Source organism: Planktothricoides raciborskii GIHE-MW2 (genome assembly GCF_040564635.1).
In the GTDB taxonomy this organism is placed as follows: Bacteria; Cyanobacteriota; Cyanobacteriia; order Cyanobacteriales; family Laspinemataceae; genus Planktothricoides; species Planktothricoides raciborskii.
The window spans coordinates 5275785-5302759 of sequence record NZ_CP159837.1; the positions used below are offsets into that span (position 1 = coordinate 5275785).

Genomic DNA, 26975 nt, shown 5'->3' on the forward strand with positions numbered 1-26975 from the left:
GTCAACAATCAATTATTCAGGGGATGATTTTATAGGTAATCGAGCTAATCTCACTCCGAGATAGATGCCCAGCATCCCTAGGAACATACTACCATACCAGTAATTAAACGCTAAGGGTAAATTGGGTTGAGCCAAAAAAGTGCTAGTTTCTAGCCCAACGGTAGAAAAAGTGGTATAACCGCCACAAAACCCAGTGGTTAAGAGTAATCGGAGTTCAGGGGGAAAATTCTTAATTTTTTCCCCTGCCCTATTCTCGAAATAAGCAATCAGGATACAACCCGTGATATTAACGAGCAATTGGCATAAGCTGGTGAGATTCTGCCATCAATCAAAAATTTTTACCGACACATAACCAGATTTCCGGCGGAAATAAATCCGGGAATTGGGGCGGTAATTTGCAGCCATTTGCGGTTGGCATCATTTGGGTCAGGAATTTCCTGATAATTTGGCACTAAATAAACATCGCCACCGGGTTCTACTCCCCCTAAATAAGCCGCCGAACTCGACGCATTCGCCCGAATTGCTAAACCATTGGGGGCAACTCGCTTTTCTACCCGCCGACAAAGTTCGGGATTCTTTTCTGTGGATGTGGAATTGGTCGTGGTATTTGTTGCTGCCGGAGTTTCTGTGGTAGAAATTTGGGGATTTTCCGGAATCTGCCCTACATCGTCACAGGGAATCAGGTTAGCTGCCGCTACAAATCCCGCGATCGGTGCAGCAATTTGCACCCAATTTCGGTTTTCTCCATTTTGATCCGCAATCAGTTGATAATTCGGCACCAGCATCACCCGTCCACCAGGGGGTAAACCTCCACGATAGGTGGAACCTTTCGATGCTTCTGCATGAATTGCCAAACCTTCCGGGGCTAGTTCACCAGAAACTTGACGGCAAAGATTTACCATCGCCTCCCGATCCGGAGAATTTTGGGGTTGGTTAACCGATGTTTCTTGAGATGTTTCTTGACAATCAATGAGATTCACTTCACTATTAGGATATCCCACGGCAACATATCCATTAATCGGTGACACAATTTCTACCCAAAGTCGCCCATCGGGACCGGGAATTTTTCTCGCACCTTCCGCGAGAGTTACTTGTTGATTGCTCTCTAATCCGCCGATTTGCTCAGAGTTCGGATCCGGGCGAGATCGCACCGCCAATCCTTTCTCGCTATTCACTTTGCGGCAAAGATTTGCCGATGCTTGGGCGACGATCAAATCACCTTCAAGCGCACCTTCAAGGGGAGTTGCTGGAGTTTTTAATCCCCCGAAAGAGGAAGCCATAAAAGTGAAAAATATCAGCCATTGACTCCAATGATTTAAGTGTTTTTTTGACATATTATTTCCTCCTCTTTTTGGTAAAGCAATATTATTTTAATTGCTGTGGGATTTGAGCGATGAGGTTGGGTTTCCAGCCATTCGCCCCCACCGTTGACGGTGGATCATGGTGGACGGTTTCCCGTTGGCAGAAATCATCACTCCTGGATAAAATATCAGAAAATAACCAAACCTTAAACTACCCTAAATCCTATTTTGCCTAAAATTTTAGGAAATCTATGATTGGCGATCGCCTTTACTCCTTACCCAATTAAGCCAAATGAAAATTAAACGTAGACATTTCCTCATGTTTCTCGGTATGAGCATTGGTGCGGCTTGTACTGGTCGCCCCAATGCCCCCGTCTCCCAAGATATTATCAGCAAAACCACTGGTCTAAGCTTTCAGCCCATCTTTGGACCAATGCCTTTAGATGTGAATCAGATTAATGTGAGCGAACAAGCCCAAGCATTCAGTAACTATGAAGTAATGGATGATTTAGTCTTACCAGAAGGTTTCAGCTATGAGGTAATTGCTGCCTGGGGGGATAAATTAGGAGCTTCTCGTGTCGGTTACAACAATGACTATCTTTCCTTTATTGCCACCAGTGAAAATGAAGGATATTTGACCGCTAATTTTGAATATATCAGCGGCAAAACTTGGATGCAGACTTATGAGAAATTCATCGGTAAATCCCTGCCTTTTGCGGAAGTAATCAAAGCCCTAAAAGACAAAAAAGGTAAAATTGATGCCTATAGTTTGCCAGAGAACAATCCCCTGAAAGAAAAAATTCGGCAAATTTCTCTAGAAGCTTTAGAAGACCAGGGAATGGGGGTAATGTTCCTCCGCCGAGACAGCCAGGGGAAATGGCAGCGCGTCCCATCCCCAGGGGAACGGCGCATTTCTGGAATTGCTGGGTTAAAAGGTCATTATTTAAAAGCAACTGGCCCCGCAGTCGCGATTTTTAACCAACAAAAAAAACAAGGATATGATGATAATTTAGGGGCAAAAATTGTCGGCACTTTTGCCAATTGCGCCGGAGGAACTTCGCCTTGGGGAACGGTATTTAGTGCTGAAGAAAATTTCCAAGATCAAGTGCCAGAACCAGTCTATGCTGATGGTTCTTCTTTTGCCCCAGGGGAACGACCGTTTGTGATTTCTGGAGATATTGACGGACAAGGAAATGTTTTGGGTTTAGCGGGGAATAAATACGGCTGGATGGTGGAAGTTGACCCGGCTAATCCCAATGATTATGGCACGAAACATACTTGGTTGGGACGGTATCGCCACGAAGCGGTGGCATTTTTGGCGGTAGCGGGTAAACCTTTGGCGGTCTATTCTGGGTGCGATCGCCGGGGCGGTCACTTCTACAAATTTGTCAGCAAAGGCATTGTTTCCCAGCCCAAAGATAAGGCAAATTCCCAATTAATGAATGAGGGAATGTTGTACGCGGCAGTATTTGAACCGGGAGGAAAAGGCCGTTGGTTGCCCCTGAGTCCAGAAACTCCGGTTAATCCCGTGATGCCTTCCACCGTTGCCGGGGGAATGGTGTTATTGCCCAAACGTCCAGAGGGGGGTATTTTTGAGATTAAAAAAGATCAAGAGGCGATCGCCTTTAAACAAAAATACAAAACCCTTGGGGATTTATATAATGGCAATGCCCAAGAAAAACAAGGGGCAATTTTAATTGATGCTCACTTTGCCGCCAATGCTGCGGGAGCCACCTGCACTGCCCGTCCCGAAGACTCAGAAACCGGAACTGATGGCACTATTTATATTGCCTTTACTTCTGGTTCTCCCGGTGGAGATGGTAGCCCGGATTTACAAATATTTTCTGGTCCCAATGGAGAACCCTGGGAATATGGGTGGATTATGAGCCTAAAAGAAGATGAAAATAACCCCAGTTCCCTGACTTTTCAGTGGGATATGTTAGCAATGGGCGGTGAACCCGCCGATGGGGGCGCGGGTTTTTCTAATCCTGATAACGTAATGATTGATCCAGCCAATAATGTCTGGATGGTCACGGATATTTCCACCGATAAACATAACAATCCCAAAGACAAAAAACGTCAAGGTTGCTTTGGCAATAACTCAATTTGGCATATTCCCACCAGTGGAGAAAATGCCGGAAATGCTTACTTATTTGGCATAGGTCCAATGGATTGTGAAATGACCGGGATATTTTTTACCCCGGATCAAAAAACCTTATTTTTATCAGTCCAACATCCGGGAGAACAGAATGGAATTCGCCAAAACAGCGCCAGTGAAACTCGTGATTTTGTGATGAAAACCACCGATGGCCAAGAGTTTACCCAAAAACGCATTGTTCCCATTGGTTCTAATTGGCCTGGTAAAGAGGAAAATGACCCACCTCGACCGGCGATCGTGGCTATTCGCCGCTTAAATTCCCAGGCAATTACCTAAAATTATGCCCGGTTTTTTTGATTTTTTTATACCCTTTTTTTATCCCCGTAGGGGCGAAGCATATAGCCCTACGGGCATGGCGAAAGCATATCCAGGCAAATAATCTATCGGATAAAATCAACAATTTATTACCCGAATGCAATGCTGCCCTATCTCCTATACGCCAGCATGCTTGAAATCAATGGATTGTCCTAAAATTTTGGGCAATGCCCAGCTTAGACATTGCCCATTGCCTTAACCAGAAGCCTCTGACATTTCAATCACTCGCCCTTCAATATCTTTTACCAGGAAATTGAGTGGCTTATCCCGGCGAATTTTATACTTAACTCCATAGCTTTGAACCCGCAATAGAAGTTGTTCTAAACAGTCATGGTCAAAGGCTACATGACGTTGCCGGTTTTTATTCCCTAAACTCGCACCCGATATGACATGAAGTTGGGTATTTTTTTTAATCTGATACCAGAGTCCCTCAGTTCCATTCATTTCCGTCCGGGTGGGTGCCGTAGTTACAGGGGACATATAAAGCGGATCGATACTGGCACTACCGAGGGTTTGCTCGTAGTTATAGTAATAGTGTAGGGGAACTTCCGCCGCTGGCAGTTCCAACAAACCTTCATAAAACTGCTTGGCAATTTCCAAATCCGACACCATTACGGTGTAAACTTTGGGCGCACTGGTGAGGAACATCCACATGGCTACTGCATAAGCAGCCAGCAGCATCACCATGATCCCTTGAGTGGATAAGAGACTATCCAGGGGGAATGATGCGAAGAGGGTGGTTAAACTAGACATTAGACTAACGGTTAAGACCATGCACTTTTCTTGAGTTAAAAAACTATAGTTAAAATAAATCCCAGAACGGCAGTAGCTTGTCAGAGTTCAGAAAAGGATTCGCACACTTATCCTAATTTTAACCAGTCGCTCAGACTCCTGAGCCAGGTTGGATGGAGCGGCGATCGCCTTTCCACAGTCTGATATCAATATATATAGACATATTACCTGCCATTCTGCTTGTTGTCGGAATCATTAGCTATCGGCAGTCAGATATCAAGCATCAGATATCTAGTATCCGGTATCCGGTATCCGGTATCCGGTGTCCGGTGTCCGGTATCAGGCGCGATCGACTCCCTTTGCTTATCAAATCTGCGTATTAAATATTCAGTAACTTACATCAGTAACTTACAGTCACTTACATTCAGTCACTTACAATGGTTCAACTGCCTGATTTTCCAGAAACCAACCACCCCACGATTCAATCCCTGTTTCATTACAGCGATCGCGAATTACTCACCCTATTTCAGCGTTATCCAGAAGAGGGTAAATATTTCACCGCCATTTACTGTCGGTATGGTTCCATTGTCTATAGTTTGATTCAACATCAGGTCAAATCTCCCGTCCAAACAGATTATTTATTTGCCTTAACTTGGCGACATATTTTTCACGAACTCAGAGGATTAGATTTATCAGGCAGAGATCGAGAAAACGCGCAAATGACCCTCCAAAGTTGGTTAATTAACACCACCGCCCTTTGTATTAAGAGTTTCCCACTGCCCCAAGTAGAATCAATTCACTACTCTTTGCAAATCTCGCCTCCGCCCTTGTGGATTTATATCCAACAAGCTTTAGATTTAATGCCTGCATTGCTCCGCATCACTTTAATTATGGAGCAAACATTTCATTGGAGTCCCACTCGGATTGCCGCCTACTTACAAGCCGAAGGTGAATCCATTTCCCCGGCGGATATCACAGGGTTATTGAAAGAAGGGTATCGCCAAATTGAATCTTTGCTCCCCCCCGATATCCGCAGTTTTTATTGTGCCGCAGCAACTTGATCTCTGCGAGCCATTCTAGTCTCACGACGGCAACAAATCAGCCTATAAAAGCGCTGAGATATTCATTTTTTTTATGAAGCATACCATCAGCTAAAATCTCCTGGATTCGCCAGAAAGAATTAAGCGTAGTCGTGACCGGCGAATCAGTAGTTTGGGTTTCGTGCGTCAACCCAACCTACTAAGTTAATCAAAAATTGCCAAAAAAAAACACTAGCTAGGTTGATAGCTAGTGATAAAGATGAGAGCCTAGATTCAATTTAGTTAGCCGTCAATTTGTTGTAGCTAAAATTTATAGCAGCCGTTGCCATTTCCATTAATCTTTAGGAGTTTAATGGTAGCTATCTTGGAATATTTTTTGAGGTTTGGTAAACAGAGGTTGGTAAATTTTAAATGTTTTTGAGACTAAATTACTGGGAAGGTAATTTAAATCTAATGCTGTGTTGGGAGTTGTTAAGCAAGTCTGGGAAAGGTTCCCTCTAAACCGAACAGATATCTGAGTTTAGAGACTGTGTAAAAATCCGATTACTCCTTGACCCGTGAATGCTTCTAAAGCTATCAGAGAAATAAATCCAATCATTGCCAGACGACCGTTGAGCTTTTCTGCATATTCAGTAAAGCCAGTGCGAGGAGTTTCATCCACATACATTGTGGGTTCGACTGCAAAGTTGTTCAATCTATTTTCTTCGCTGTTGACAAAACCGGAACGTGCCATGTTGTTTTTCCTGCTTTTCGATTTGTGTTTGCCTGTTGTTAAGTAATGTAACAAACTTTGTAAAGTTTTGCAACATTTTTTTACATTGTTTCGGGCTAAATCGCCTGAATCTCTCTCCCAGAGAGGAAAAAATTTTTTTTATTTGGTAAAAGGGAGCGGAGGAGTGGAGGCGCCCGCCGTCGGCAGAGGCGCAGAGGCGCAGAGGCGCACAGGAGCGGAGGCGCACAGGAGTGGCTCCCCTGCCCCCATGCACCCCTGCCCCCATGCCCCCATGCACCTCTTACCCTGAGCCCTGAGCCTGTGGAAGGGTCGAAGGGCCTGCACCCGATGGCAGCCCCACACCGATAAACCAGTCAAAATACAATAATGAAAAAAATTGAAGGTGAATGAAGATGATGCAGGGTTCTCCGGTTTTGTCAGGGTTGATGGGTGTTTGTGTGGGCGATGCTTTGGGGGTGCCCGTGGAGTTTACTTCCCGTGGCGATCGCCTAAAAAATCCGGTGACAGCGATGATCGGTTGGGGGACATACAATCAGCCACCGGGTACTTGGTCTGATGATAGTTCTCTGACTTTTTGTTTGGCGGATTCTTTGTGTCAGGGTTTTGATTTAAATGCGATCGCCCGTTCTTTTTGTCGCTGGTTTCGTGAGCGTTATTGGACACCCCATTGGGAAGTGTTTGATATTGGCAATACGACCTTACAAGCGATTTGGAATTTACAACACGGCGCCCCACCGTCTGAGTCGGGGGCAAGGAGCGATCGCAGCAACGGCAATGGTTCTCTGATGCGAATCTTGCCGATGGCATTTCTGTATAAAAATCTACCGTTTACCGAGTTAATTGACCGAACCCATCAAGTATCAGGGATTACTCATGCTCATCCGCGATCGCTGATAGCCTGTGGAATTTATCTGAGTATTGCCATCAATTTATTACAAGGAAAAGATTTAAAATCTGCCTATCTGCAAGGACTAGAAAATATTAGTCCCCTCTATCAATCCGCCCCCTATGTTCAGGAACTTAGTCATTTTAAACGGGTATTTAATGGAGACATTGACCGCCTCAGCATCAATGAAATTCATTCTAGTGGATATGTGATTGATACCTTAGAGGCATCTCTGTGGTGTTTACTCAATACCGATAACTATGCGGACGCGGTGTTAAAAGCGGTAAATTTAGGACAAGATACCGACACCACTGCCGCCGTCACCGGGGGTTTAGCGGGAATTTATTATGGGTTTGAAAATATTCCCCAAGAATGGGTAGATCAAATTGCCAGAAAAGACGATATTATCAAACTAGCGAATCGTTTGGATGTTTCTCTTTCGTCCTGATGATTCGTGGCGAAAATCTCCCGACAATTATAAATCGAGAGATCAATTTATGCATATGACTGATTCCCCGAAACCTTCTCGGAAAGCCAGATTATTTTAGATCATTATTTTAGCTCACTGAATGATGGTAAAACAATGATTTGGGCATTTGCATGAGTTATCCATTGGGGATTTGGCGTCTAGACTTGCTCATTAATTATTGAAATTTTTCTGGTTTTTGCCCAAATGATCCGTGACAAAAGTCAACATATTTTAGTGATCGAAGGGAATCCTCGGTTTCAAGAGGTCATCCTGAAAACTTTGGCAAAAATTTCGCCAAAAAATCAGGTTCATTTCGTGAATGATCCCCAAGATGCCCTCAATTTTTTAACTCAGAAAAACGACAATGCTGTTTCACCTCTTCCTCACCTGATTTTGCTGAATGTGAATGGTCAGGAGACGAATGAGCGAGATTTTTTAGCCCGGATTAAAAGTGACGATTTACTCAAAATTATTCCGGTGATTGTGCTGACGGATTCAGAAAATTGGGAGGAAATTTTGATGGGCTATCAACTCCACGCGAATTGTTATGTGCATAAACCTGTGGAGTTGGATGATTTCGCTAATGTTGTGGAAATATTGGGCGAATTTTGGCTCAAGTGTGTCCAGCTACCGTCGATTTAAGGGGACAATGCCGCTCAGGAATGGCTGGAGATGTCACGACTATAACCCCGGCAAACCGGACGCCAATCGTCAGTGAGTCGATCAACTTACCGTCGATCGGTAGAGTGGGCGGATTTGTTGAGTGCGATGTTGCATCCGCAACGGGTTGCGGGTTCGCGCAACGCGGATCCCCGTTACGGGAATCCCGCTGAGGACTTACGCAAGACAACGCCATTGGAGCGAGGGGAACATTCTCAAGCATCTCCCAAGAAAAAATTTCTGACTGACTGCGTAAGTCCTCGCTATATTTTAGGGGGTGAGAAAAACGCGGCGACAAATCCGGGAAAAATTTGCCCAAAATTTGCCCAATTACCCCCTCGCGCAGAGTTCTACTCTACTGACTTGAATCCCTTACAATTGAGACATCACTTGACGGGCAGCGGCCAAGGTGCGATCGATATGTTCTTCGGTATGTGCCAGAGAAGTAAAGCCAGCTTCAAATTGAGAAGGCGCTAAGTAAATTCCCCGTTCCAGCATTCCCCGATGGAAGCGACCAAATTTACTTAAATCGGATTTTTTGGCATCTTCGTAATTATGCACGGGGCCGGCGGTAAAGAAGAAACCAAACATGGCGCTGATGCTACCACCACAAGCTTCATGGCCGGTTTCTTTGGCGATCGCCAACAAGCCATCACTCAACTTCTTAGTAATCTTTTCCAGATAATCATAAGTCCCTGGTTTATTGAGTAACTCCAGGGTCTTAATCCCCGCAGTCATGGCCAAAGGATTTCCCGAAAGAGTGCCTGCTTGATACATCGGGCCTGCGGGAGCCACCATTGACATAATATCGGCACGACCGCCGTAAGCGCCCACGGGCAACCCGCCACCAATTACCTTACCCAAGGTAGTCAAGTCGGGGGTAACGCCAAATTTTTCCTGGGCTCCGCCATAAGCAATCCGAAATCCGGTCATCACCTCATCAAACACCAATAACGCCCCATATTCTTGGGTGAGTAACCGTAATCCTTCCAAAAATCCCGCATCTGGAGGAATAAACCCAGAGTTGCCCACCACGGGTTCGAGGATCACCCCGGCAATTTCATTGGGGTTTTCCTCAAATAAGGCTTTGACCGCTTCTAAGTCGTTATAAGGTGCGGTGAGGGTATTGGTGGTGGTAGACTTGGGAACGCCGGGAGAGTCAGGCAAGCCGAGGGTGGCCACCCCTGACCCTGCTTTGACTAAAAACATATCGGCGTGACCGTGGTAGCAGCCTTCAAATTTAATAATTTTTTCCCGTCCGGTGAAGGCTCGCATCAACCGCAGGACTGACATACAAGCTTCAGTTCCAGAGTTGACAAATCGCACCATCTCAATGCAGGGAACTGCGTCAATCACCATTTCGGCGAGGACGTTTTCCAGCACACAGGGAGCGCCAAAGCTGGTGCCTTTTTCCAAGGCGGCTTTGAGAGCGGCAATGACTTCGGGATGGGCATGGCCACAGATCGCCGGCCCCCAAGTGCCAACATAATCAATGTATTGGTTGTCGTCTACATCCCAAATATAAGGGCCCTGTACCCGGTCAAAGACGATCGGTTGACCGCCAACGGATTTAAAGGCGCGAACTGGGGAACTCACTCCCCCAGGCATCAGTTTAAGTGCGTCTGCGAAAATTTCTTCGGATCTTTTTGTATTAAAGGTAGTTGTCACCAAAGTGCTTCTCCTTGGTTGGACGAATATGTACACTGTGCGGATTTTGAGTTAGTTGCAAGGGCGATCGCCCCGACAACACAAGAATCGATTATCTCATGGAGATGGATCATCGGTGACAGAGTGAATTTCAAGATTAATTAGCCATAAGTAAAATGCGTGTCCTGATCGTAATTCCCCATGTTTTTAATCCTGATGGCGGTGGAAAATATGCGTCTTTAAGCGCCGATCCACAGCCGAGAATTTTGGCTTTGACTGAATGTGTTAGAGCCTTGCATGGTCTGTATGGGTCGGATCAGATTTATTTTAAGTACGATCGCCATCAACTCTACCAATTACCGGCGAACCAAAATCCATCGATGCAAGTGGATATTATCATTGCCACCACTCAAGGACTTCATGTGCTCGATCGCCTTCCGGTGACCTCGGATTTTTATCAACACCATCCCACGGACTGCGATCCGATGTTATTAGGGTTTCAATGTCATGGTATCCTGAAAAAAAATCTGGGTGCTTATGATTATTACGGTTATTTAGAAGATGATTTAATTTTACACGATCCGGCTTTTTTTCAAAAGTTGCGTTGGTTTAATTCATCGGTCGGGGATGGGTGGGTACTTCAGCCGAATCGCTTTGAATGGGTGCAAGAAGCGAATTTAATTAGAAAAAACTATATCGATCCAGAACTACTATTTAAAACGGGTCAACCGGGAGAGTTTGCCCATTATTTTACCGATAATTTAACCATTTTAGCCAGATTGATGGGTGAAGAAATTGTCATCAAACGGGCAGAAAACCCCCACTCTGGTTGTTTCTTTTTAAATCAAAAGCAAATGGAGTATTGGGCGATTCAAGATTATTTTGGCCAAATCGATTGTCGATTTTTTGGCCCTCTAGAAAGTGCGGCATCCCTCGGTTTAGCCCGGACTTTTAGAATTTATAAGCCCGCTCCAGCAAATGCCAATTTTTTAGAAATTCAGCATTTTGGGGATAAATGGAGTGATAAAATTAAAAATACGGTATTCTATTAATAATTGTTGGTTGTTCTTTGTTCTTTAGTTCTTTGTTGGTTGTTGTTTGGGCAAATTCAACAATCAAAGAATCCCTACCCAACCACCAACCACCAACCAACAACAATGAACAATCAACTACCAACAAAAAACAACTAACAACCAAAGAATCCCTACCCAACAACTAACAACCAACAACTAACAACTAAAAACTAACAACTAATTATGGAAAATTTCAATACCGCAATTCCTGTAGAACAAATTCGTTACAATGAGCAAGGATTAGTCCCCGCGATCGCCCAAGATTATCTCGATGGCACCGTGTTAATGATGGCTTGGATGAATCAGGAATCATTGCAAAAAACTTTGGCAACTGGGGAAGCCTGGTATTGGAGCCGATCGCGGCAAGAATTGTGGCATAAAGGGGCGACTTCTGGACATATCCAAAAAGTCAAATCTCTGCGCTACGATTGTGATAGCGATTGCCTACTAATTGGCATCGAGCAAATCGGCGATATTGCCTGTCATACCGGGGAACGCAGTTGTTTTCATCAAGTCGATGGGCAAATTTCTGCCCCCCCAGCCGATACATTATCTCAGGTATTTGAGGTAATCTGCGATCGCAAAAATAATCCCAATGAATCCTCTTATACTTGTAAACTATTGGCCGGTGGGGATAATAAAATCCTCAAGAAAATTGGCGAAGAAAGTGCCGAAGTGGTGATGGCTTGTAAAGATGATAATCCCGAAGAAATTGCCGGGGAAGTAGCTGACTTATTTTATCATGCAATGGTGGCATTAGCTCATCATAATGTTCCCTTAAGAGCGGTTTATCGCAAATTGCAAGAACGCCGAGGATAAGTCAATTAGCCCCATCAATAGCCTCATCTTTTAGGCGATGTTGCATCCGCGATCGCAACCTTTTAGGCGATCGCGGGTTAGCCAGAAACCATCAAATATCGGCCAAAAACTAGGAGCAAAAACTAGGAGCAAAAACTAGGAGCAAAAAAATCAGGTTTCGGTAATAATTTCAGCATCGCTGTCAGAAACCTATTCAGAAACCCGATTTCTAAAATATCTGAAATATCTGAAATTTCTAAACCAAAACCTCAAAAACAAAACCTCAAACTTGATCCACTTCTGTTAAGGTCAAATCAACTCGCGCTTGTACCGGAGTCCCATCCCGTAAAAATCGCGTCAATCTATAACTTATTTGCTGCACAAAACAGCGGATGTATTGCTGTTGTCCCCAGGTAAACACATAAATTGGAGGACGTTTATCTTTGCCGCTGCCTTTCGTAGCAAATTCTACAGATTTTTTCAGTTTATTAATATACTTATCCATAACATTGCTGCCATCTTCATAAGTATCAAAAACAATATTGCTAATCGTCAGAGTGTAAGGTTCTGGATAGGCAAAACTGACTTTTGGCAGACCCCTTTTGGTGCGGGCGCCTTTACTGGCATTCACCTGAATGGATCTTTGAAAAACCAATTCATTCGGATTAAACATAAACTCGATCGTGTCACTTTCTTGGGAAATTAGTTTTGCTTTTTCGAGTTTGCCAGACGCTGCTGAATTTGCCATAATGATTTTTTTAATCAGGATTTCAAGAGGAATTTATAACCGGGAAACCGGCAATTGTTCAGGATTTTGTAGGGGCAATTCCCCCCGTGGTTGCCCCCATTGATTGAATAAATGCGTAAGTCCAGTTAACCTAAGTTCACCAGGGTAAACGACCGGAATACGATCGCCCATTACGTTCTCGTTCGATTTGCAAGCGAGCAACCACTCGACGGTAAACTTCGCGGGCGATCGCATCTAAATTATCCGGGAGTTCGGGTTCTGAAGCCAAATACGGAGAAGTCAGGGTCACAGGTTGAATCACCGAGGGCGCGTAAGTATCTTCTTGGGGAGAAGATGGCCCAGAGGACTGACGCTGCTTGGCTTTCTCATCAGAATTTTGCCGCTGAAACCCCGTGGGAGTGAAAATAATTTCCTCCTGGGGAAAATTATCAAGATTACTCTCACTAATATTGTCTAGTAAGTCAGCCAGACTTGACCAAGAATTTGGCAATTCTGAATTAGCCGATAAAGACCCAGAAGCATTTTTTGGCCTGGGAACCAGACTGTTATTGCTGCCTGGGAGATCAAACACAATTTCTGGGGCGATCGCCCTGGATAATTCCATTGTAGCCTCATTCAAAGGGCGAATTTGACTCAAAGATTCCACCACTGTAGGCCAAGCATTTTGACTAAGTTTTGCACTCAAGTTTGACCGCCGTTGCTCTGCCGCATTTTCCCCAACAAGGGCTGAATACTTCTCACCTTTATCTTCCTCTGTCACCCCGTCATCATTGGGCGGAAATCTTGGGACAGACTTAGAGCGAGACTCAATCGCTTCCTCTGGCACAAACTCTGAGGAAATATCCCCAAAATTTTCGGGTAAAAACACCGTGGATAATCGGTGATTTTCACCTAAAGGTTTAGAGGGTAGTAAAGGATTTTGCAGACCGAGAGGTTTTACGGGAATCATATTATTTTATTATGGTTTATTCTATCTAAAATTCATGATGAAAATGGCCGCTAAATACAACTACTGAGGAAAGAAACCCGTCCCATCCCGCGCACTGAGTTCAGTCACACCACCTCCAGCGGTCTTCGCTTGCACATTTAATCCCTCATAGGCGATCGTCAATTCTTCAATAGCAAGACTCGATGAGTTCGCTTGTAGTCCCTCAGTTTTCCACGCAACCGGAACCGCCCCAATTAGTCGCCAACATTGTATCGTTTCACCAGCTTGATTAAACAATAAAATATTAATATTGCGACGTTTCGGGGGTGAGCCTGTTGCCCAATCCCAAAAAGCCAGATCGTCAGTAATTCCCCGCTTTAAAGTCACATCAGAGAATTCTTTATGTCCCAGAATAATTCGCTGTTGATCGTTAACTCCTCCTTCAAAGTAAGTCTCATATTTTAAGTTAACACTTAAACCGGAACATTCGCTAAAACAAGCCGTCAGGCTGTTTCCTGGCTGCATTTCTATGTAAAAACGATTAGCGGTGACATAGTTTAGCCCATGTGTATCGGCCATAATCAAAACCCCTGGAAATATTTATTTTATGTTCTTGGAATTTTTTTTCTGGATTGTTTCTGGATTCTGCCTGGGAATCGACAGGTCTTTAATAGGAATTAAACCTGTTTGAGTGAGTAAACGCTGCATTTCTACCGTTCTCATAACTTCGCAAAATTTTTGCCCTACTGGTAATAGACGATTGTCTTTTAAATAGACTAAAGCCAGAGGATAAACTAGGGGATAGCGTTGGGAAATTAATTCTGGTAAATTCGGGCCATAACTGCCTTTATTATTACATAAGTCATTGGCGGGCGTAATCGGTTGTTGATTGTTTTGGATTAGCGGGGAAATCGGTGTTTTTTGGTCTGCTTGTAAGGCTAAAGGATAGACGGAACATTGATTAAATACTTGGCTGAAAGGGCCAAAGGCGATCGCGCCTACGGGTTGTTCTTGTTCAAAATCTCCGATAATCCCTCGCAGCAGCTCAGTCATACTATTCGGCTGACTGATCGCCGGTTGTATCTGCACAAAACTATTTGCTTGTTGTTCAGACTGTTGAGACTTTTGTAAAGCTTGAAACTCCCGAATCAAGTTACGATCTTGCAGCACCACATCCTCGAAAAGTTCCACCGCTTCTGGTTGATTAGGGATATATAATTTCACCGGCATATCTGGCCCACCCAATTCTTGCCAATTGGTAATTTTACCCGTGTACAGTTGACGCAGTTGCTCAAAAGTAATCTGGCCATTTAAATAAGTGGGAATACTATTTTCTCGTTGGTTATACCCAAAAGCGACAAAAAAGACTAAGCTATCATAGCCGATAATTTTATAGTCCAAATCTCGATAGATCAGATTTCGATAGAACTTTTCCACGCTGACCAGATTAGAAATGGCAAAATAAGCCTCTCGGTTACGAACTTTAGCGATCGCATCTGTTGCCGAAGCTTGAGGTAGATAAATCAACTGGATCTGAGGCGGTTCCTGACCATCTTTCGCCGGAGGGTTTAAGCGTTTGGCTAACTCCTCCTGTAAAGTGGTTCCTTGGCGAATTAGATTTTCTCCTAATAAAACCCGATGCCAAGTGTCATTTTGCTTCGCCGTATAGGAAAAAATTCCCGTGGGAAAACCGGACACTCGATCCACACAACAGACCACCGATGAATCCTTTATTTGACTGCGATCGCGAACCAGGAAAAACCAAATTAAATAACCAACTAGCAACACACTAGAAATCCCGACTATCCACAAAAGAATTTGCCGCCAATTCCGTTTCTTTTTTTCTTCTACGGGCTTTTCTACCTCGGTAAATTCAACCTTCTCCACCAAATTTACCGAAATTTTTAACAAAGCTAATCTAGCCATTTCCGCGCTGTCAAATTGGCGTGAAGCGAAGCTATCCCGTAGACGTTCCGCCTTCCCGTAGGGTAGAGAATCGCCCAACTCCATCAAATTAAAAATAAAGTTTTTTAACTCTGGGTTCACCGACTCTGGCCAGTTTGCGTCTAGCATTGGATCTAAAGGATAACCCATTGTCCGATCTATAGAATCACCGGCTAACAAATAAAAAGCCAAATTCCCCAAATCTTTTAAATCTTGTTTAAGCGATCGGGCTGGCACTTGATTCGGTTCAGGATAAAACAAATCTTCCCACAAAGCCGGATCGCAAAGATAAATAAAAAACCCCTGTAAATTCGGCACAATAATCAACGTTTCCAGATTCAGATTTCCGTGAGGGATGCCTTGGCGAACTAATCCCGATCGCAAGCGAAACTTTTGCCGATGTAAACAATCTAAACTTTGGAGAACTTGGCTAAGAACCTGGTAGACTTCCCTGCTGGTCATTGCCCCAGTTTGTTCTAAGTAACTGGCCAAAGTTGGGGCAGTGTATAAATTAGTATGGTAAACTAGATAGCAGCGTTCTTGGTTCGCATCAGCGATCGCCTCCGAAGGCAGAATCAGCCGAAAATCTTGAAATCGATTATCTGCTAAATTAAACCCGCCGATTCGCAAAAAAATTTCTTTCAACTGTCTAGTTTCTGTTGGGGAAAAATAACGCTTTGGTAACAAATACTCTTTAATAATTAATGCTTCTTGATTTGAAATTTGCACCGCCTGATAAAATCTCCCAATTCCTCGGTGTCCCAGGTAATTGTCGATTTGATAGATTTCTTTAGAACCCCGAATCTTAGTTTCCGGGGCTAACAAAGCCGGAAACCGACATTTTTGGCAAGATTTAGCATCAGCAATTTGCTCAACAGTTTGCTGAGGAAAATCACAAAATAAAGGATTTCCCACTTCACAAGCATATTTCACATAAAGTGGTTTAACAATCCTTGGTTTAACTGCCTCCTCTGTCATCGTTTCTTCCAGATTCAGTTCAGTTTCCTGAGTTTCTAATTCCCCAGCAAATTTATCTCTAACTGATTTCGGTAACTTTTTAATCAGCTTAGTGAATCTTTTAGATTTTTTCAGTTTGTTAACACCGGGAAGCTTATCGAGCTTAATCGGCGACTTTTTCAGATTTTCCATAACAATGGGAACTATCCATTGAAATGGTCTTGGCACCAGGCGCGTCACTGAATAAAACAAGCGATTTTGCCTAGAAGAGATTTGGCTAGTCAATTTAGCAATTTCTCTTCTTTTCCCTTCTGTGAGTAATTGTTTCCCAATGTTATCGCTCATAATGTTTAATCGATTTAATCGGTTTAATCGGTTTAATCTGTAGTCAACCTAATCTGTCAACCTAAGCTATAATTAACCTTATATAATTATAAATATCAAAGGGCAAAGGAGCCGAAAATAATGGCAGTAGAAGAAGTCGTAAGACTATTTAGAACCGTGCAACAATATCCTGAGATCAAAGAGAAGTTAAACTCAGCGCCGAACCTGGAAACCTTAGTACAAATGGCCGGAGAAATGGGTTATAGTTTTACCGTTGAAGAATGGAAACAAGCCACCCGTTTTGAAGTAGAGGAATTAAAGTCTAAATTGTCAGAAATTCCTGGGATTTAAAATGTCTAACAATTGCTAGACATTTTTTGACAATTGTTAGACATTTTTTGACGGCTTCAGGCTGGGTTGAATCTTGAAACCCAGCCTCTAAGATTTCTCTCGACTCAGTATCAATCGTCAACGGGCTTGACCCTATATATTTACTCCGAAACCTTAGTTTTCAAGGCTTCCTGAATGGCAGCGATCGCCTCTTCTGGAGCTAAAGTCTGAACATTTTCTGGATCCAGGCCATACTCTTGTAAATTCGTGATCGCCGCTTCATCTCCCGCTAACAACTTCTCATACAACTCTTGAGCTTGCTGCATCAGGTCATCCTCCTCTTCAGACTGAACCTGAACATCCTCCTCTTCTTTAGCCTGAACTTCCGGGGTCGCTTCCTCCTCCTCGGGGACTAACTCTGCCGAGTCCTCCTCTTCTTTAGCCTGAACTTCCGGGGTCGCTTCCTCTTCCTCGGGAACTAACTCTGCCGAGTCCTCCTCTTCTTTAGCCTGAAGCATCCCCGTTTCTTCTTCTGCCGTCTCTTTCGCAGAGATGCTAATATTCCCCAGGCTATGACCCAAGCTTGCTCCAAGTTCTTCTTTCCCTTGCAACTCTGGAACATTATCTGTGTCAGAAGATTCTTTTTCTAAATCAAAAGGACGGGACTCTAAAGCCGTTGCCACAGGCGCTACTTGAGCAACTTTTTCCCGATCTCGCTTTTGAATTCTGGTGCGAATGCGTTTCATCTGCGGAGTCCTCTTCTTTGCAACTGAAGTCAAACTATCGTTGAGGTTAGCCGGAAACCTAACAAACCCGATCTTACTGACTTCAAAAAAAATTAGATATTAGACTTTTGGCGAATTTGCCAAAAAACATTATTTATTAGTTATTAGTCATTAGTTATTCGTTATCAGCTTCAAACAAAAAAGAACAAACAACAAATAGCAAATAGCAAATAATGAATAATAAAATAACAAATAAGCAATTTTAAATAATAAATAACTAATGCTTACTTTGCAAAGCCGCTTTAGGATAAGCAATCCGTTTGTGATTAAACTGTTGCCAAACCTGAATAAAAATTTCCGCAATTTTAGGCATATCTTCTCGTCGCAGTCCTGACTCCACAAGCTGATTATCTTGCCAGCGAGCGCGGAAAATCTTATTCACCATACTTAACGCTTCCTCTGGAGTCGCATCTTTCAAACTGCGTAATGCTGCCTCACAAGAGTCTGCCAACATCACGATCGCCGTTTCCCGGGACTGCGGAATCGGGCCATCGTAGCGAAAATCGGATTCGGCAACGGACGGCTGCCCATCAGCCGCTGCCCGTTGCTGGGCTTGGTGATAAAAATAAGCAATCAGCATCGTTCCCTGATGTTCCGGGATAAAAGCTTGTAACGCCTTGGGTAAGCGAGCCCGCTTGGCCATCACCAATCCTTGAGTCACGTGCTTTTTAATAATCTCGGCACTTTTCCACGGATCGTTAATTTCATCGTGCTTATTCACCCCATTCATTTGATTTTCAATAAATCCCAGGGGATCGTGCATCTTGCCAATATCGTGATACAAAGTTCCTGCCCGAATCAGTTCGACATTACAGCCCAATTCTTTAGCTGCCGCCTCCGCCAAACTAGAAACAAACAGGGTATGTTGGAAAGTCCCTGGCGCTTCTGCCGCCAATCGTTTGAGCAAAGGACGGTTCAGGTTAGATAATTCCGCCAAACGAATGGGAGTAATCAGGTCAAAGCCTTGTTCCAAATAAGGACTGACACCCAGGGCAATGATACTCCACGCCACCCCGAGCAGCGCCTGTAACCCAGAACTCATCAGGATAGTAGACCATACAGCCGGGGCTGTGGCCGTCACAATCAGGGTGACAATCAAATAAACAATTCCCTGAGTCAATCCCACACCCAGTCCTAACAGGGCTAATTCTTCCCGTGTACGCATTTTTCCGCCCACAATTCCACCGAGCAATCCTCCGGCTACATTGGCGAATAAAATGGCGGCGTCTATTTCCATGCCCACAGGTAACAATAGACCAATCAGTGAGACGACGGTGCCTGCGAGAGTAGAACCGTAAAAGTTACCAATCCATAGACCGATCGCCGGTAAGCTGACGATCGGTAGCTTGAAATACAAGAGTAACGGGGTAGAGAGAGTTAGCAGTAGGATCAGCAGATGATCTCGTCGTCGCAGGGGGGAGTAATATCGATGTTCCACGAACCAAAACACTCCCACCCCGATACCAACCCCCCCGGCTAACATGATTAAGCCCATCCAGTTAATCCCCCGCTGACTTAAGCCAAAGCCATCGAGTAACACCAAATGATTCGGCTCAATGATTTCACCGGCTTGGACAATCACTTCCCCGGCATTAATATTGACGTAGATCGTTTTAACTTCAGCGACCGCCTGTTTAGCAAGGTGATTGGTGGCCTCAGTGTCTTCAATCAAGTTATGCCTTAAGCTGGTTAAGAGGATCCTTGTGGCTAATGCTTCAGATCCTGCTGGGACTTGGGTTTGAAGTTGCAGTTTTACGGCATTTTTGATCAGTTCCTGGGGTAGACCGGCAGGAATGCCTTGAGTCAGTATCAGTTGAGCGGTCTGTTGGATGCCCTGTTTAGTGATTTCCCATTCTCCGTCGGACAAATTGAAGAAAGTTTGATCGTAAATCAGTGTTGGGGAGTTGGATTTGCTGGCTCCCAAAGCGGTGATCGCTCTTGAATAGCGCTGACGAGACTCGATAATGGTATCAATTAAATAATTGAAACTTTCTGAATCACTTTGCCGTTGGTAAAGTTTCAGTTCGGCGATCGCCTGATTACCCAACTCGGTAATCAGGCGATTGCTCAAAGCCCAGCGGACAATAATCGGCACATTCTCTGACCCTTGCTTTCTGACGGAATATTCTGAGGGATTTTGTGTCCCCTGTGGGCGGCGATTTTGTTTCACTTGTGAGAGAATGGTCAGCCATTCCCAGGGGCTGGCAGTCCTTAAATATTGTTGGGATGATTCCGACAATATCTGGGTCGGCGTAAAAGGATAGATGCCCAGGATTTCTCGGAGTTGATCTCCCTGAGTCAAATAGTGTTGTAAACTTTTCTGAATTTGCTCAGTCCGGTCAGGGTCTATCTTCAAGACCGGAATAGCCCCCCGTTGAGCCGCTTTCCGAATCTCTTCGGTAGTCTTGTGATCGGGAAACCGAGCCGTTCTCGGCGCAATAATCGTCTTCGGCGCCGGTGTACCGACGGCCAATCTTGGCTGATTGTAGAAGCGGGTGCCAATGACACTGGTCAGACAAATCACCGCCAACATCAACGATAAGGGCGATCGCGCTTTACTATGGCGAGAACAAACCGGCTTATTGGTTTGACTGACTCCAGCAAGGCTAAGGTGAGATAATTGTAAAAGCCATAAATTCATCTTACTGCGATCTTGAAGCGATCTAGTCAAAGGTTTGGCATGGCTTGTGCTGCTGTCACTGGAAGGCTTTTGCCTATCCGGTGCGGAGCAGCTTTGCCGCCATTTTTCAACGGTTTTAGTGAGTGACTGAATATTTTTCATGGGGACGGCACTTCGAAACTATCAGAGATTGAGAGCCAAAGACCAAACTCACATTGGCTCTATTATAGATGCAGCAACAAAATATGATCCCCGATTTGATCTTAAGCCCGGATCGGTAAATCAATGATCGGTCAGCCCAGCATAAAGAAATCGTTCAGGGATGAGTTTTTTCTAACTGATAACCTAACCCTCCATCAATCTTGCCCTCACCACCGCTAATAGATAAATAACATTTGCTCTCCCATAAGCTTCTCAATTTAAATCATAAATTTAAGCCACAATTTCAGGAATTTCAGTTTCAATTTTAATCCTAATTAAAGCCCCAATTTGAACCAGACTAATTGTGCAGATTTTGGATTTATGACGATATTTGCTGCCCCCATAATTTTTGTTTGGTTTTGGGAATTAAACAGGTGGAACCAACTGATGAGGATCTGTCACCATCATCATATGCCTTTGGCATGGGTTTTTTTCCATATGCTTGTCTACAGAATAAAGACCTAGCCAAGTGGCATATAGGCGATCGGCCACGGTAATAAGCTGGATATTATAACGATTGGGAGACAGATGGTTAGATTCCATCAATTGCCTAGTCATGGTAATTCCAGCGTGACTATTATAAGCCCCGGATAATGCAGCGGTGAGAAGCTTAGTCAGATTGGGTTCTGGGTGAGTTTGGGCAGCCCGCTGAATTGAAATCTGAAATTGTTCTGGAGTAGACAAAAAACAGTAAAGAGCGAGATAAATGGCCGCCGATTCAGAATGATTATTCTTGTTTAACCGATCGCCTACGGTTGCCAAACTAGGACATTCTGCCAATAAGCCATTGATTTTTGTCAATTTTTTGCCGATTAAGTCATCGGTTATTCCTGCATTTTCTATACTTTTAATCAGGTCATTAATAGTCGTTTTTGCAGACCTTTTTTTGGTGAGTACATGGGCGATCGCCCAGCCGATTACCATGATATCAGCTTCTTTAAATTGACCCGCTGGCAAATGATTCATGGCGTTTTTTAGCTGCTTTTCTAACCAATATTCATCTTCATGGTAAAACAAAATGATTGGCAGCAAAGCTAACAATCTCGTTGCCAAGGAGATGCCACCACTTTCGGTGGCGATCTGGTGAGGTAGCCAATCCCTCAAATCCATCCCACCACAGCGAATTAAGCTTTTTGCGCTCTCCATCATTATCAGGGAATCGCGAGCGGCGAAATCCAAGATACCGTCGTGGCTTTCGGCGATCGCCACTCCCATAAACGTTCCTCTAAATCGGTTCAATAATGAGTAAGCCATCACTAAATTTTACCGGAAACCCGACCTCGCCCACCATTTTTTAATAAAACTTGATAATTTCTGGATAATTCACTTAATCAATCCTTTAGGCAACTTCCCACATTATAACACAATAACACAAATTAAGTCTAAGTGTTTTTCTTCAGATAAAATAAAAATTAACCCTTAAATCAAAACTAACCAATCCATTGATTAAATATATGCAGCAATATATTCAGTAATATATGCAACAATCTGACTATTTCACAGGGTAAAATTTATTTTTAAAATAATTTTTTTAACAACGTCATTGGCGATCGATAATTACTTGACCCCCCATATCCCTCTTACAAGGGTTTTCCTGTGTTTTTTTTCCTTTGTCCTTGGTTTTAACATTATTTGCTATTTGTTATTTGTTATTTGTTAACAGATCAAGAATAACAACCAAAGAATGCCTACCCAAAGAATGCCTACCCAAAGAATCCCTACCCAAAGAATCCCTACCCAAAGAATCCCTACCCAACAACCATCTTGCCCGCTCGCGAAGCCTTTATGGCAACCAACAACCAACAACCAACAAATAACAAATAACAAATAATAAATAACAAATAACAAATAACAAATAACAAATAACAAAAGTTTATTAGGATAATGCTGTATAAGCAATAACAAATGCTTAACAAGCATATAAGGATCCGGCCTAGCACCGGATCCTTATATGCTTGTTAACATCAGATTGGTTTGTCCGCCTGACTGGAAGATAAAATTAGGAAAAGTTATCAAAAACTATTCCCCATGTGATATGCTTTTACACCGACATTGAGCAAAAAACCTGGGTTGATCGAAGATAATGCACTAATGCCAACAAACCCAGACGATAACTCTCTGGGCCAAACCCGCTGATTTGACCGATCGCCACTGGGGCGATATATGAATGATGTCGAAACTCTTCCCGACGGTAAACGTTACTCAAATGAACTTCTACCGTGGGAATGGCTACACCAGCGATCGCATCACGAATGGCTACACTGGTATGAGTGTAAGCCCCAGGATTAATTAAAATCCCTTGGTGTTGACCTACGGCGGCATGAATAGCATCAACCAAAACCCCTTCATGGTTGGACTGTAAGGGGGAAACCTTCACTTGCAACCGTTGCGCTTCGGCTTCGAGTAATTTATTAATGTCATCGAGACTAGCCAAGCCATAAACGCCCGGTTCTCGTTTCCCTAAAAGGTTTAGGTTCGGCCCATGCAGCACCAAAAGACTCAGCCCGGTTTGACCATCGCTTTCTTGAGCCATCTGGACTACCGACGACGTAATGGTCTATCAACCGGAATCGGAATCAGTTCCGGTTCTGGTTCTGGTTCCGGGCCGAGTAATGCCTCAATCACTTTGCGAGCGATTTCTTTAAGTTTTTCGATTACCTGATCTATAAAGTCCATTTAAAAGAGAGCTCCTTCAGTGCAGCCGTGAGTTCTGCCGATTTTGCTGTACAAACAGCCAGGAATATATCCCGATCGGACAGAAACTCTCTTTAGTTTCTTTGATCATAACCAATTATTCCCGAAATAAGCAAGGACAAAAATCACAAAAAATCAGTGATATCAGTACGGTGTACCGGAGCAAAACACTACATATATGTTTTATTGAGCAAGTAAACCCATATATATAGTGTTTTACAAAACTTTACAAAAATATTAAGCAACGCTTAACATTTTTCTTCTCAGCAAGTCTAGGGCAGTACATATACTCAAATGACGAATAAAATCCCGTGGTTGTCGGGGGTTAAACTTCTGGGCAAAACTTTCGATCGCGCCATCGGGTCCTGCCAGACCGATATAAACCAGACCCACGGGCTTAGTATCCGTGCCACCCCCAGGGCCGGCAATGCCGGTAATGCTGAGGCCCCAAGTAGCGCCCAAAGATGTCCGAACTCCTTGGGCCATTTGTTGAGCAACTTTGTCGCTGACGGCGCCCAAAGTTTCTAAATCTTCAGGATCGACTTGTAACAGAGACGTTTTGACGGAATTGTGATAAGAAATGACGCCACCGAGAAAATAATCAGAACTGCCCGGAACTGCGGTGAGCATTTGACCTAAACCACCGCCGGTACAAGATTCGGCGACGGCTAAGGTTTGGCCATTTTGTTTCAGCAGTTGACCGACCACGGAAGCGAGGGAGTCATCATCAGCGCCGAAATAGTCTAAACCGGCGATCGCTTTAATTTGGGCTTCCACGGGGGCGATCGACTCCTGGGCAGCAGTAGCGGATGCGGCCAAACTGGAAATGCGTAATGTCACCTGACCTTTACTGGCATAAGGGGCCACCGTGGGATTGGTCAAATCAAAGAAAGGTCGAACTTTCTCCGCTAAAGTCGATTCGCCAATGCCCCAAAATCGCAGAGTTCGGCTGTAGAGAATTTTTTCACCCCAGCCTTGACGTTTCAAATAGGGTACTGCCACATCACGCCACATTTGCTGCATTTCGCTGGGGACTCCCGGAAAAGTGAGAATAGTCAGATTTGGGCGAGGTTGCCAAATAATCCCAGGGGCAGTGCCCGTAAGATTAGTTAAAATCTCTGCCCCTTGGGGAATTAAGGCTTGTTTGCGGTTACTAAGCACCATAATTCTTCCCCGTGCGGCAAATTTTGCGGTAATATCCACAATAATTTCGGGTTTTTCTACCATCTCCACCCCAAAAAAGTCTGCCAGGGTTTCATGGGTCAAATCATCGGGAGTTGGGCCAAGTCCCCCAGTGAAAATCAAAATTTGGGAGCGATCGCAGGCAATCTTTAAAACCCGCTTAATCCGTTCTGGGTTATCCCCCACCACCGTTTGATAGTAATGACCAATGCCGAGTTCTGCGAGTTGCTGGGCTAAAAACTGAGCATTGCTGTTGAGAATATCCCCTAACAGTAATTCGGTGCCAATACAAATAATTTCTGCACTCATATGCAAATTTTCTGATTATTCTTAATTCGATATTGTCTATTATACTCTAAAATTAACAATCACTAATTATAAATTAGTGATTGCTGATAATTGATTGTCAATTTTAGATAATTTATGCCGATCTACGGAAAATTAAAATTACGATATAATTTTTCACGGCAATTCCCTAAACAATGATCCACGGTCTAAAAATCACCAAACAAAAATCACCAAACAAAAATAAATTTTATGACTTTAACTTCCTTGATTGGATTTATGGCGGCCACTTTAACCACAGTTTCATTTTTGCCTCAAGTGATTCAAGTTTGGAAAACAAAATCCACGAAAGATATTTCTTTGGGGATGTTTTCCATTTTTTCTTCTGGGGTTTTTCTCTGGTTAGTCTATGGAATCTTGATCGAAGATTGGGCTGTGTTTATGGCCAACTCGATCACCTTAATTTTAGCTTCAATTATTTTAACTTTTAAACTAAAATATAAATAGATACGCAGATTTAGGTTGACTTAAAACCATGACAGATTCCGTATTTGATGCCGAACGTCTCTTGTTTACTCCCGCTATCCCCGATAATCATGCCATTCCTTTGGTGTATGGGTTTCCCAATGAATATAGTATCGGGATTACCAGCCTGGGTTATCAAATTGTTTGGGCAACTTTTGCCCGTCGCCCAGATATCCAAGTGAGCCGATTGTTTACCGACGCCTGCGAAACCCTCCCTGTAAACCCCGAACTATTAGGATTTTCTGTATCTTGGGAATTAGATTATGTCAATATTTTGAATCTCCTAGAATCTTTAGAGATACCGATTCGCGCTGACCAGCGCCAAGAGGGTCATCCTTTGGTGTTTGGGGGTGGGCCTGTGTTGACTGCCAACCCGGAACCATTTGCGGATTTTTTTGATGTGATTTTGCTGGGGGATGGAGAAAATCTCCTGGATCAATTTATTGATGCTTATCAACAAGTAAGAAAGCAATCGCGAAAAATTCAGTTGCGTCATTTGGCCCAAGTTCCAGGGGTTTATGTTCCCAGTTTGTATGAAGTAAATTATCTCAGTGCCGATGGCGCGATCGCGGAGATCAAACCCATTGATGCAGCCATTCCGGCAACAATTGCTAAACAAACTTATCGGGGAAATACCTTATCTGTTTCTGCGGTGGTAACGGAGCGATCTGCTTGGCCGGATATTTTTATGGTGGAAGTAGTGCGAAGTTGTCCAGAAATGTGCAGATTTTGTTTAGCCAGCTATCTGACCTTACCTTTTAGAACGGCAAATTTAGAACAATCTTTGATTCCAGCCATTGAGCGTGGTTTGCAATTCACCAACCGAATTGGATTACTTGGGGCTTCTGTCACCCAGCATCCTGAATTTAACAGTTTATTGGCGTATTTAAGGCAGCCAAAATTTGATCTGGTGCGCTTAAGTATTGCCTCAGTTAGAACGAATACTGTCACCGAAGATTTAGCCAAAATTCTGGCTAGTCGGGGGACGCGATCGCTCACCATTGCCGTAGAAAGTGGGTCAGAACGGCTGCGTCAAATTATTAATAAAAAATTGGAACAGCCGGAAATTATCCAAGCAGCGGTGAATGCGAAAGCCGGTGGATTAGCGGGTTTAAAACTTTACGGTATGGTGGGAATTCCGGGGGAAGAACCAGAAGATTTAGAAGAGACAATCGCCATGATGAAAGCTTTAAAAAAAGCCGCACCCGGTTTACGTTTAACCTTTGGATGTAGTACCTTTGTGCCGAAATCTCATACCCCATTTCAGTGGTTTGGGGTCAACCGTCAAGGGGAAAAGCGGTTAAACAAATTTAAAAAAGAATTCGGACGCATTGGCATAGATTATCGGCCAGAAAGTTATAATTGGTCTGTGATTCAAACCTTAATTTCCAGAGGAGATCGCCGTCTTTCAGCCTTACTAGAATTAGTTCGCCACTACGGGGACTCTCTAGGCAGTTATCGCCGAGCCTTTAAAGAACTGCGCGGACAACTCCCAGAATTAGATTTTTATGTCTATGAAGATTGGTCAACCGAAGCCATTTTACCTTGGCATCATATTCAAGGGCCATTACCCTTGTCCACCTTAAAAAAACACTTAGCCGACGCTCAAGCTTATATGAATTAGTCCCGCTTTTGATCGG

24 protein-coding genes are annotated in these 26975 nt (G+C 43.8%); 9 read left to right on the top strand and 15 right to left on the bottom strand.

Annotated features, from left to right (window positions below):
- Window positions 1-12: 12 nt before the first annotated feature.
- Window positions 13-297, bottom strand: a complete 285-nt coding sequence (locus ABWT76_RS22590) for a CrcB family protein (protein WP_054468152.1) — start codon at window positions 295-297, stop codon at window positions 13-15.
- 41 nt (window positions 298-338) lie between these two features.
- Window positions 339-1334, bottom strand: a complete 996-nt coding sequence (locus tag ABWT76_RS22595; RefSeq protein WP_054468154.1) for an SH3 domain-containing protein — start codon at window positions 1332-1334, stop codon at window positions 339-341.
- Between the two features lie 259 nt (window positions 1335-1593).
- Here ABWT76_RS22595 and ABWT76_RS22600 point away from each other — a divergent pair, with 259 nt between their 5' ends.
- Window positions 1594-3735: a PhoX family phosphatase gene (locus ABWT76_RS22600; RefSeq protein ID WP_054468156.1), complete on the top strand. Its 2142-nt coding sequence runs from the start codon at window positions 1594-1596 to the stop codon at window positions 3733-3735.
- 234 nt (window positions 3736-3969) lie between these two features.
- On the opposite strand, the gene ABWT76_RS22605 is transcribed toward ABWT76_RS22600, so the two are convergent.
- A complete protein-coding gene (locus ABWT76_RS22605; RefSeq protein ID WP_054468158.1) occupies window positions 3970-4548 on the bottom strand; it encodes a glyoxalase-like domain protein in 579 nt (192 codons plus the stop codon).
- 395 nt (window positions 4549-4943) lie between these two features.
- Between ABWT76_RS22605 and ABWT76_RS22610 the strand changes: the two genes are divergently transcribed.
- Window positions 4944-5567 (top strand): hypothetical protein, encoded by a 624-nt coding sequence (locus ABWT76_RS22610; protein WP_054468160.1) that lies wholly within the window; start codon window positions 4944-4946, stop codon window positions 5565-5567.
- Window positions 5568-6066: 499 nt separating this feature from the next.
- Here ABWT76_RS22610 and ABWT76_RS22615 read toward each other — a convergent pair whose 3' ends face one another.
- Entirely contained in the window at window positions 6067-6279 is a 213-nt protein-coding gene (locus tag ABWT76_RS22615; RefSeq protein WP_054468162.1) for a high light inducible protein, read from the bottom strand.
- A 395-nt stretch (window positions 6280-6674) separates the two neighbouring features.
- On the opposite strand from ABWT76_RS22615, the gene ABWT76_RS22620 reads away from it, so the two are divergent.
- Together ABWT76_RS22620 and ABWT76_RS22625 are read left to right on the top strand one after the other, a co-directional pair.
- A complete protein-coding gene (locus ABWT76_RS22620) occupies window positions 6675-7613 on the top strand; it encodes an ADP-ribosylglycohydrolase family protein (protein ID WP_156331904.1) in 939 nt (312 codons plus the stop codon).
- Between the two features lie 225 nt (window positions 7614-7838).
- Window positions 7839-8276, top strand: coding sequence for a response regulator (locus ABWT76_RS22625; protein ID WP_054468166.1), 438 nt, complete (start codon window positions 7839-7841; stop codon window positions 8274-8276).
- 390 nt (window positions 8277-8666) lie between these two features.
- Here ABWT76_RS22625 and hemL read toward each other — a convergent pair whose 3' ends face one another.
- Window positions 8667-9965, bottom strand: a complete 1299-nt coding sequence (hemL, locus tag ABWT76_RS22630) for a glutamate-1-semialdehyde 2,1-aminomutase (RefSeq protein WP_054468168.1) — start codon at window positions 9963-9965, stop codon at window positions 8667-8669.
- Between the two features lie 152 nt (window positions 9966-10117).
- Here hemL and ABWT76_RS22635 point away from each other — a divergent pair, with 152 nt between their 5' ends.
- Complete coding sequence (locus ABWT76_RS22635; protein WP_054468169.1) at window positions 10118-10993, top strand: hypothetical protein; 876 nt, start codon at window positions 10118-10120, stop codon at window positions 10991-10993.
- Window positions 10994-11197: 204 nt separating this feature from the next.
- The gene (hisIE, locus tag ABWT76_RS22640) at window positions 11198-11833 is read left to right on the top strand and encodes a bifunctional phosphoribosyl-AMP cyclohydrolase/phosphoribosyl-ATP diphosphatase HisIE (RefSeq protein ID WP_054468172.1); all 636 of its coding nucleotides are present in this window, start codon (window positions 11198-11200) and stop codon (window positions 11831-11833) included.
- A gap of 262 nt (window positions 11834-12095) precedes the next feature.
- Here the strand turns inward: hisIE and ABWT76_RS22645 are convergent, their stop codons facing one another.
- From ABWT76_RS22645 to ABWT76_RS22660, 4 genes are all read right to left on the bottom strand, one after another.
- Window positions 12096-12560: a hypothetical protein gene (locus tag ABWT76_RS22645; protein WP_054468173.1), complete on the bottom strand. Its 465-nt coding sequence runs from the start codon at window positions 12558-12560 to the stop codon at window positions 12096-12098.
- Window positions 12561-12696: 136 nt separating this feature from the next.
- Window positions 12697-13509 carry a hypothetical protein gene (locus ABWT76_RS22650; RefSeq protein ID WP_054468175.1) on the bottom strand — a complete coding sequence of 271 codons (813 nt, stop codon included), beginning with the start codon at window positions 13507-13509 and terminating at the stop codon, window positions 12697-12699.
- Window positions 13510-13569: 60 nt separating this feature from the next.
- Window positions 13570-14067, bottom strand: a complete 498-nt coding sequence (locus ABWT76_RS22655) for a phage tail protein (RefSeq protein ID WP_054468177.1) — start codon at window positions 14065-14067, stop codon at window positions 13570-13572.
- A gap of 21 nt (window positions 14068-14088) precedes the next feature.
- Window positions 14089-16734 carry a substrate-binding domain-containing protein gene (locus tag ABWT76_RS22660; protein WP_354634984.1) on the bottom strand — a complete coding sequence of 882 codons (2646 nt, stop codon included), beginning with the start codon at window positions 16732-16734 and terminating at the stop codon, window positions 14089-14091.
- A 120-nt stretch (window positions 16735-16854) separates the two neighbouring features.
- Here ABWT76_RS22660 and ABWT76_RS22665 point away from each other — a divergent pair, with 120 nt between their 5' ends.
- Window positions 16855-17064: a Nif11-like leader peptide family natural product precursor gene (locus tag ABWT76_RS22665; RefSeq protein ID WP_054468181.1), complete on the top strand. Its 210-nt coding sequence runs from the start codon at window positions 16855-16857 to the stop codon at window positions 17062-17064.
- Window positions 17065-17204: 140 nt separating this feature from the next.
- Here ABWT76_RS22665 and ABWT76_RS22670 read toward each other — a convergent pair whose 3' ends face one another.
- The 6 genes from ABWT76_RS22670 to ABWT76_RS22695 form a co-directional block, all read right to left on the bottom strand.
- A complete protein-coding gene (locus ABWT76_RS22670) occupies window positions 17205-17789 on the bottom strand; it encodes a hypothetical protein (RefSeq protein ID WP_190880290.1) in 585 nt (194 codons plus the stop codon).
- A 256-nt stretch (window positions 17790-18045) separates the two neighbouring features.
- A complete protein-coding gene (locus tag ABWT76_RS22675) occupies window positions 18046-20610 on the bottom strand; it encodes an HD family phosphohydrolase (RefSeq protein WP_054468185.1) in 2565 nt (854 codons plus the stop codon).
- 405 nt (window positions 20611-21015) lie between these two features.
- Window positions 21016-21903: a hypothetical protein gene (locus ABWT76_RS22680; RefSeq protein ID WP_354634986.1), complete on the bottom strand. Its 888-nt coding sequence runs from the start codon at window positions 21901-21903 to the stop codon at window positions 21016-21018.
- 787 nt (window positions 21904-22690) lie between these two features.
- Window positions 22691-23182: a type II 3-dehydroquinate dehydratase gene (aroQ, locus tag ABWT76_RS22685; RefSeq protein ID WP_054468189.1), complete on the bottom strand. Its 492-nt coding sequence runs from the start codon at window positions 23180-23182 to the stop codon at window positions 22691-22693.
- Between the two features lie 5 nt (window positions 23183-23187).
- On the bottom strand, window positions 23188-23325 hold the full coding sequence (locus tag ABWT76_RS22690; protein WP_054468191.1) for a hypothetical protein: 138 nt from the start codon (window positions 23323-23325) through the stop codon (window positions 23188-23190).
- A 255-nt stretch (window positions 23326-23580) separates the two neighbouring features.
- Window positions 23581-24834 (bottom strand): competence/damage-inducible protein A, encoded by a 1254-nt coding sequence (locus ABWT76_RS22695; protein WP_054468193.1) that lies wholly within the window; start codon window positions 24832-24834, stop codon window positions 23581-23583.
- A 228-nt stretch (window positions 24835-25062) separates the two neighbouring features.
- Here ABWT76_RS22695 and ABWT76_RS22700 point away from each other — a divergent pair, with 228 nt between their 5' ends.
- Window positions 25063-25317: a SemiSWEET transporter gene (locus ABWT76_RS22700; protein WP_054468196.1), complete on the top strand. Its 255-nt coding sequence runs from the start codon at window positions 25063-25065 to the stop codon at window positions 25315-25317.
- Window positions 25318-25345: 28 nt separating this feature from the next.
- Window positions 25346-26959: a radical SAM protein gene (locus ABWT76_RS22705; RefSeq protein ID WP_354634987.1), complete on the top strand. Its 1614-nt coding sequence runs from the start codon at window positions 25346-25348 to the stop codon at window positions 26957-26959.
- The last annotated feature ends 16 nt before the right edge of the window (window positions 26960-26975 follow it).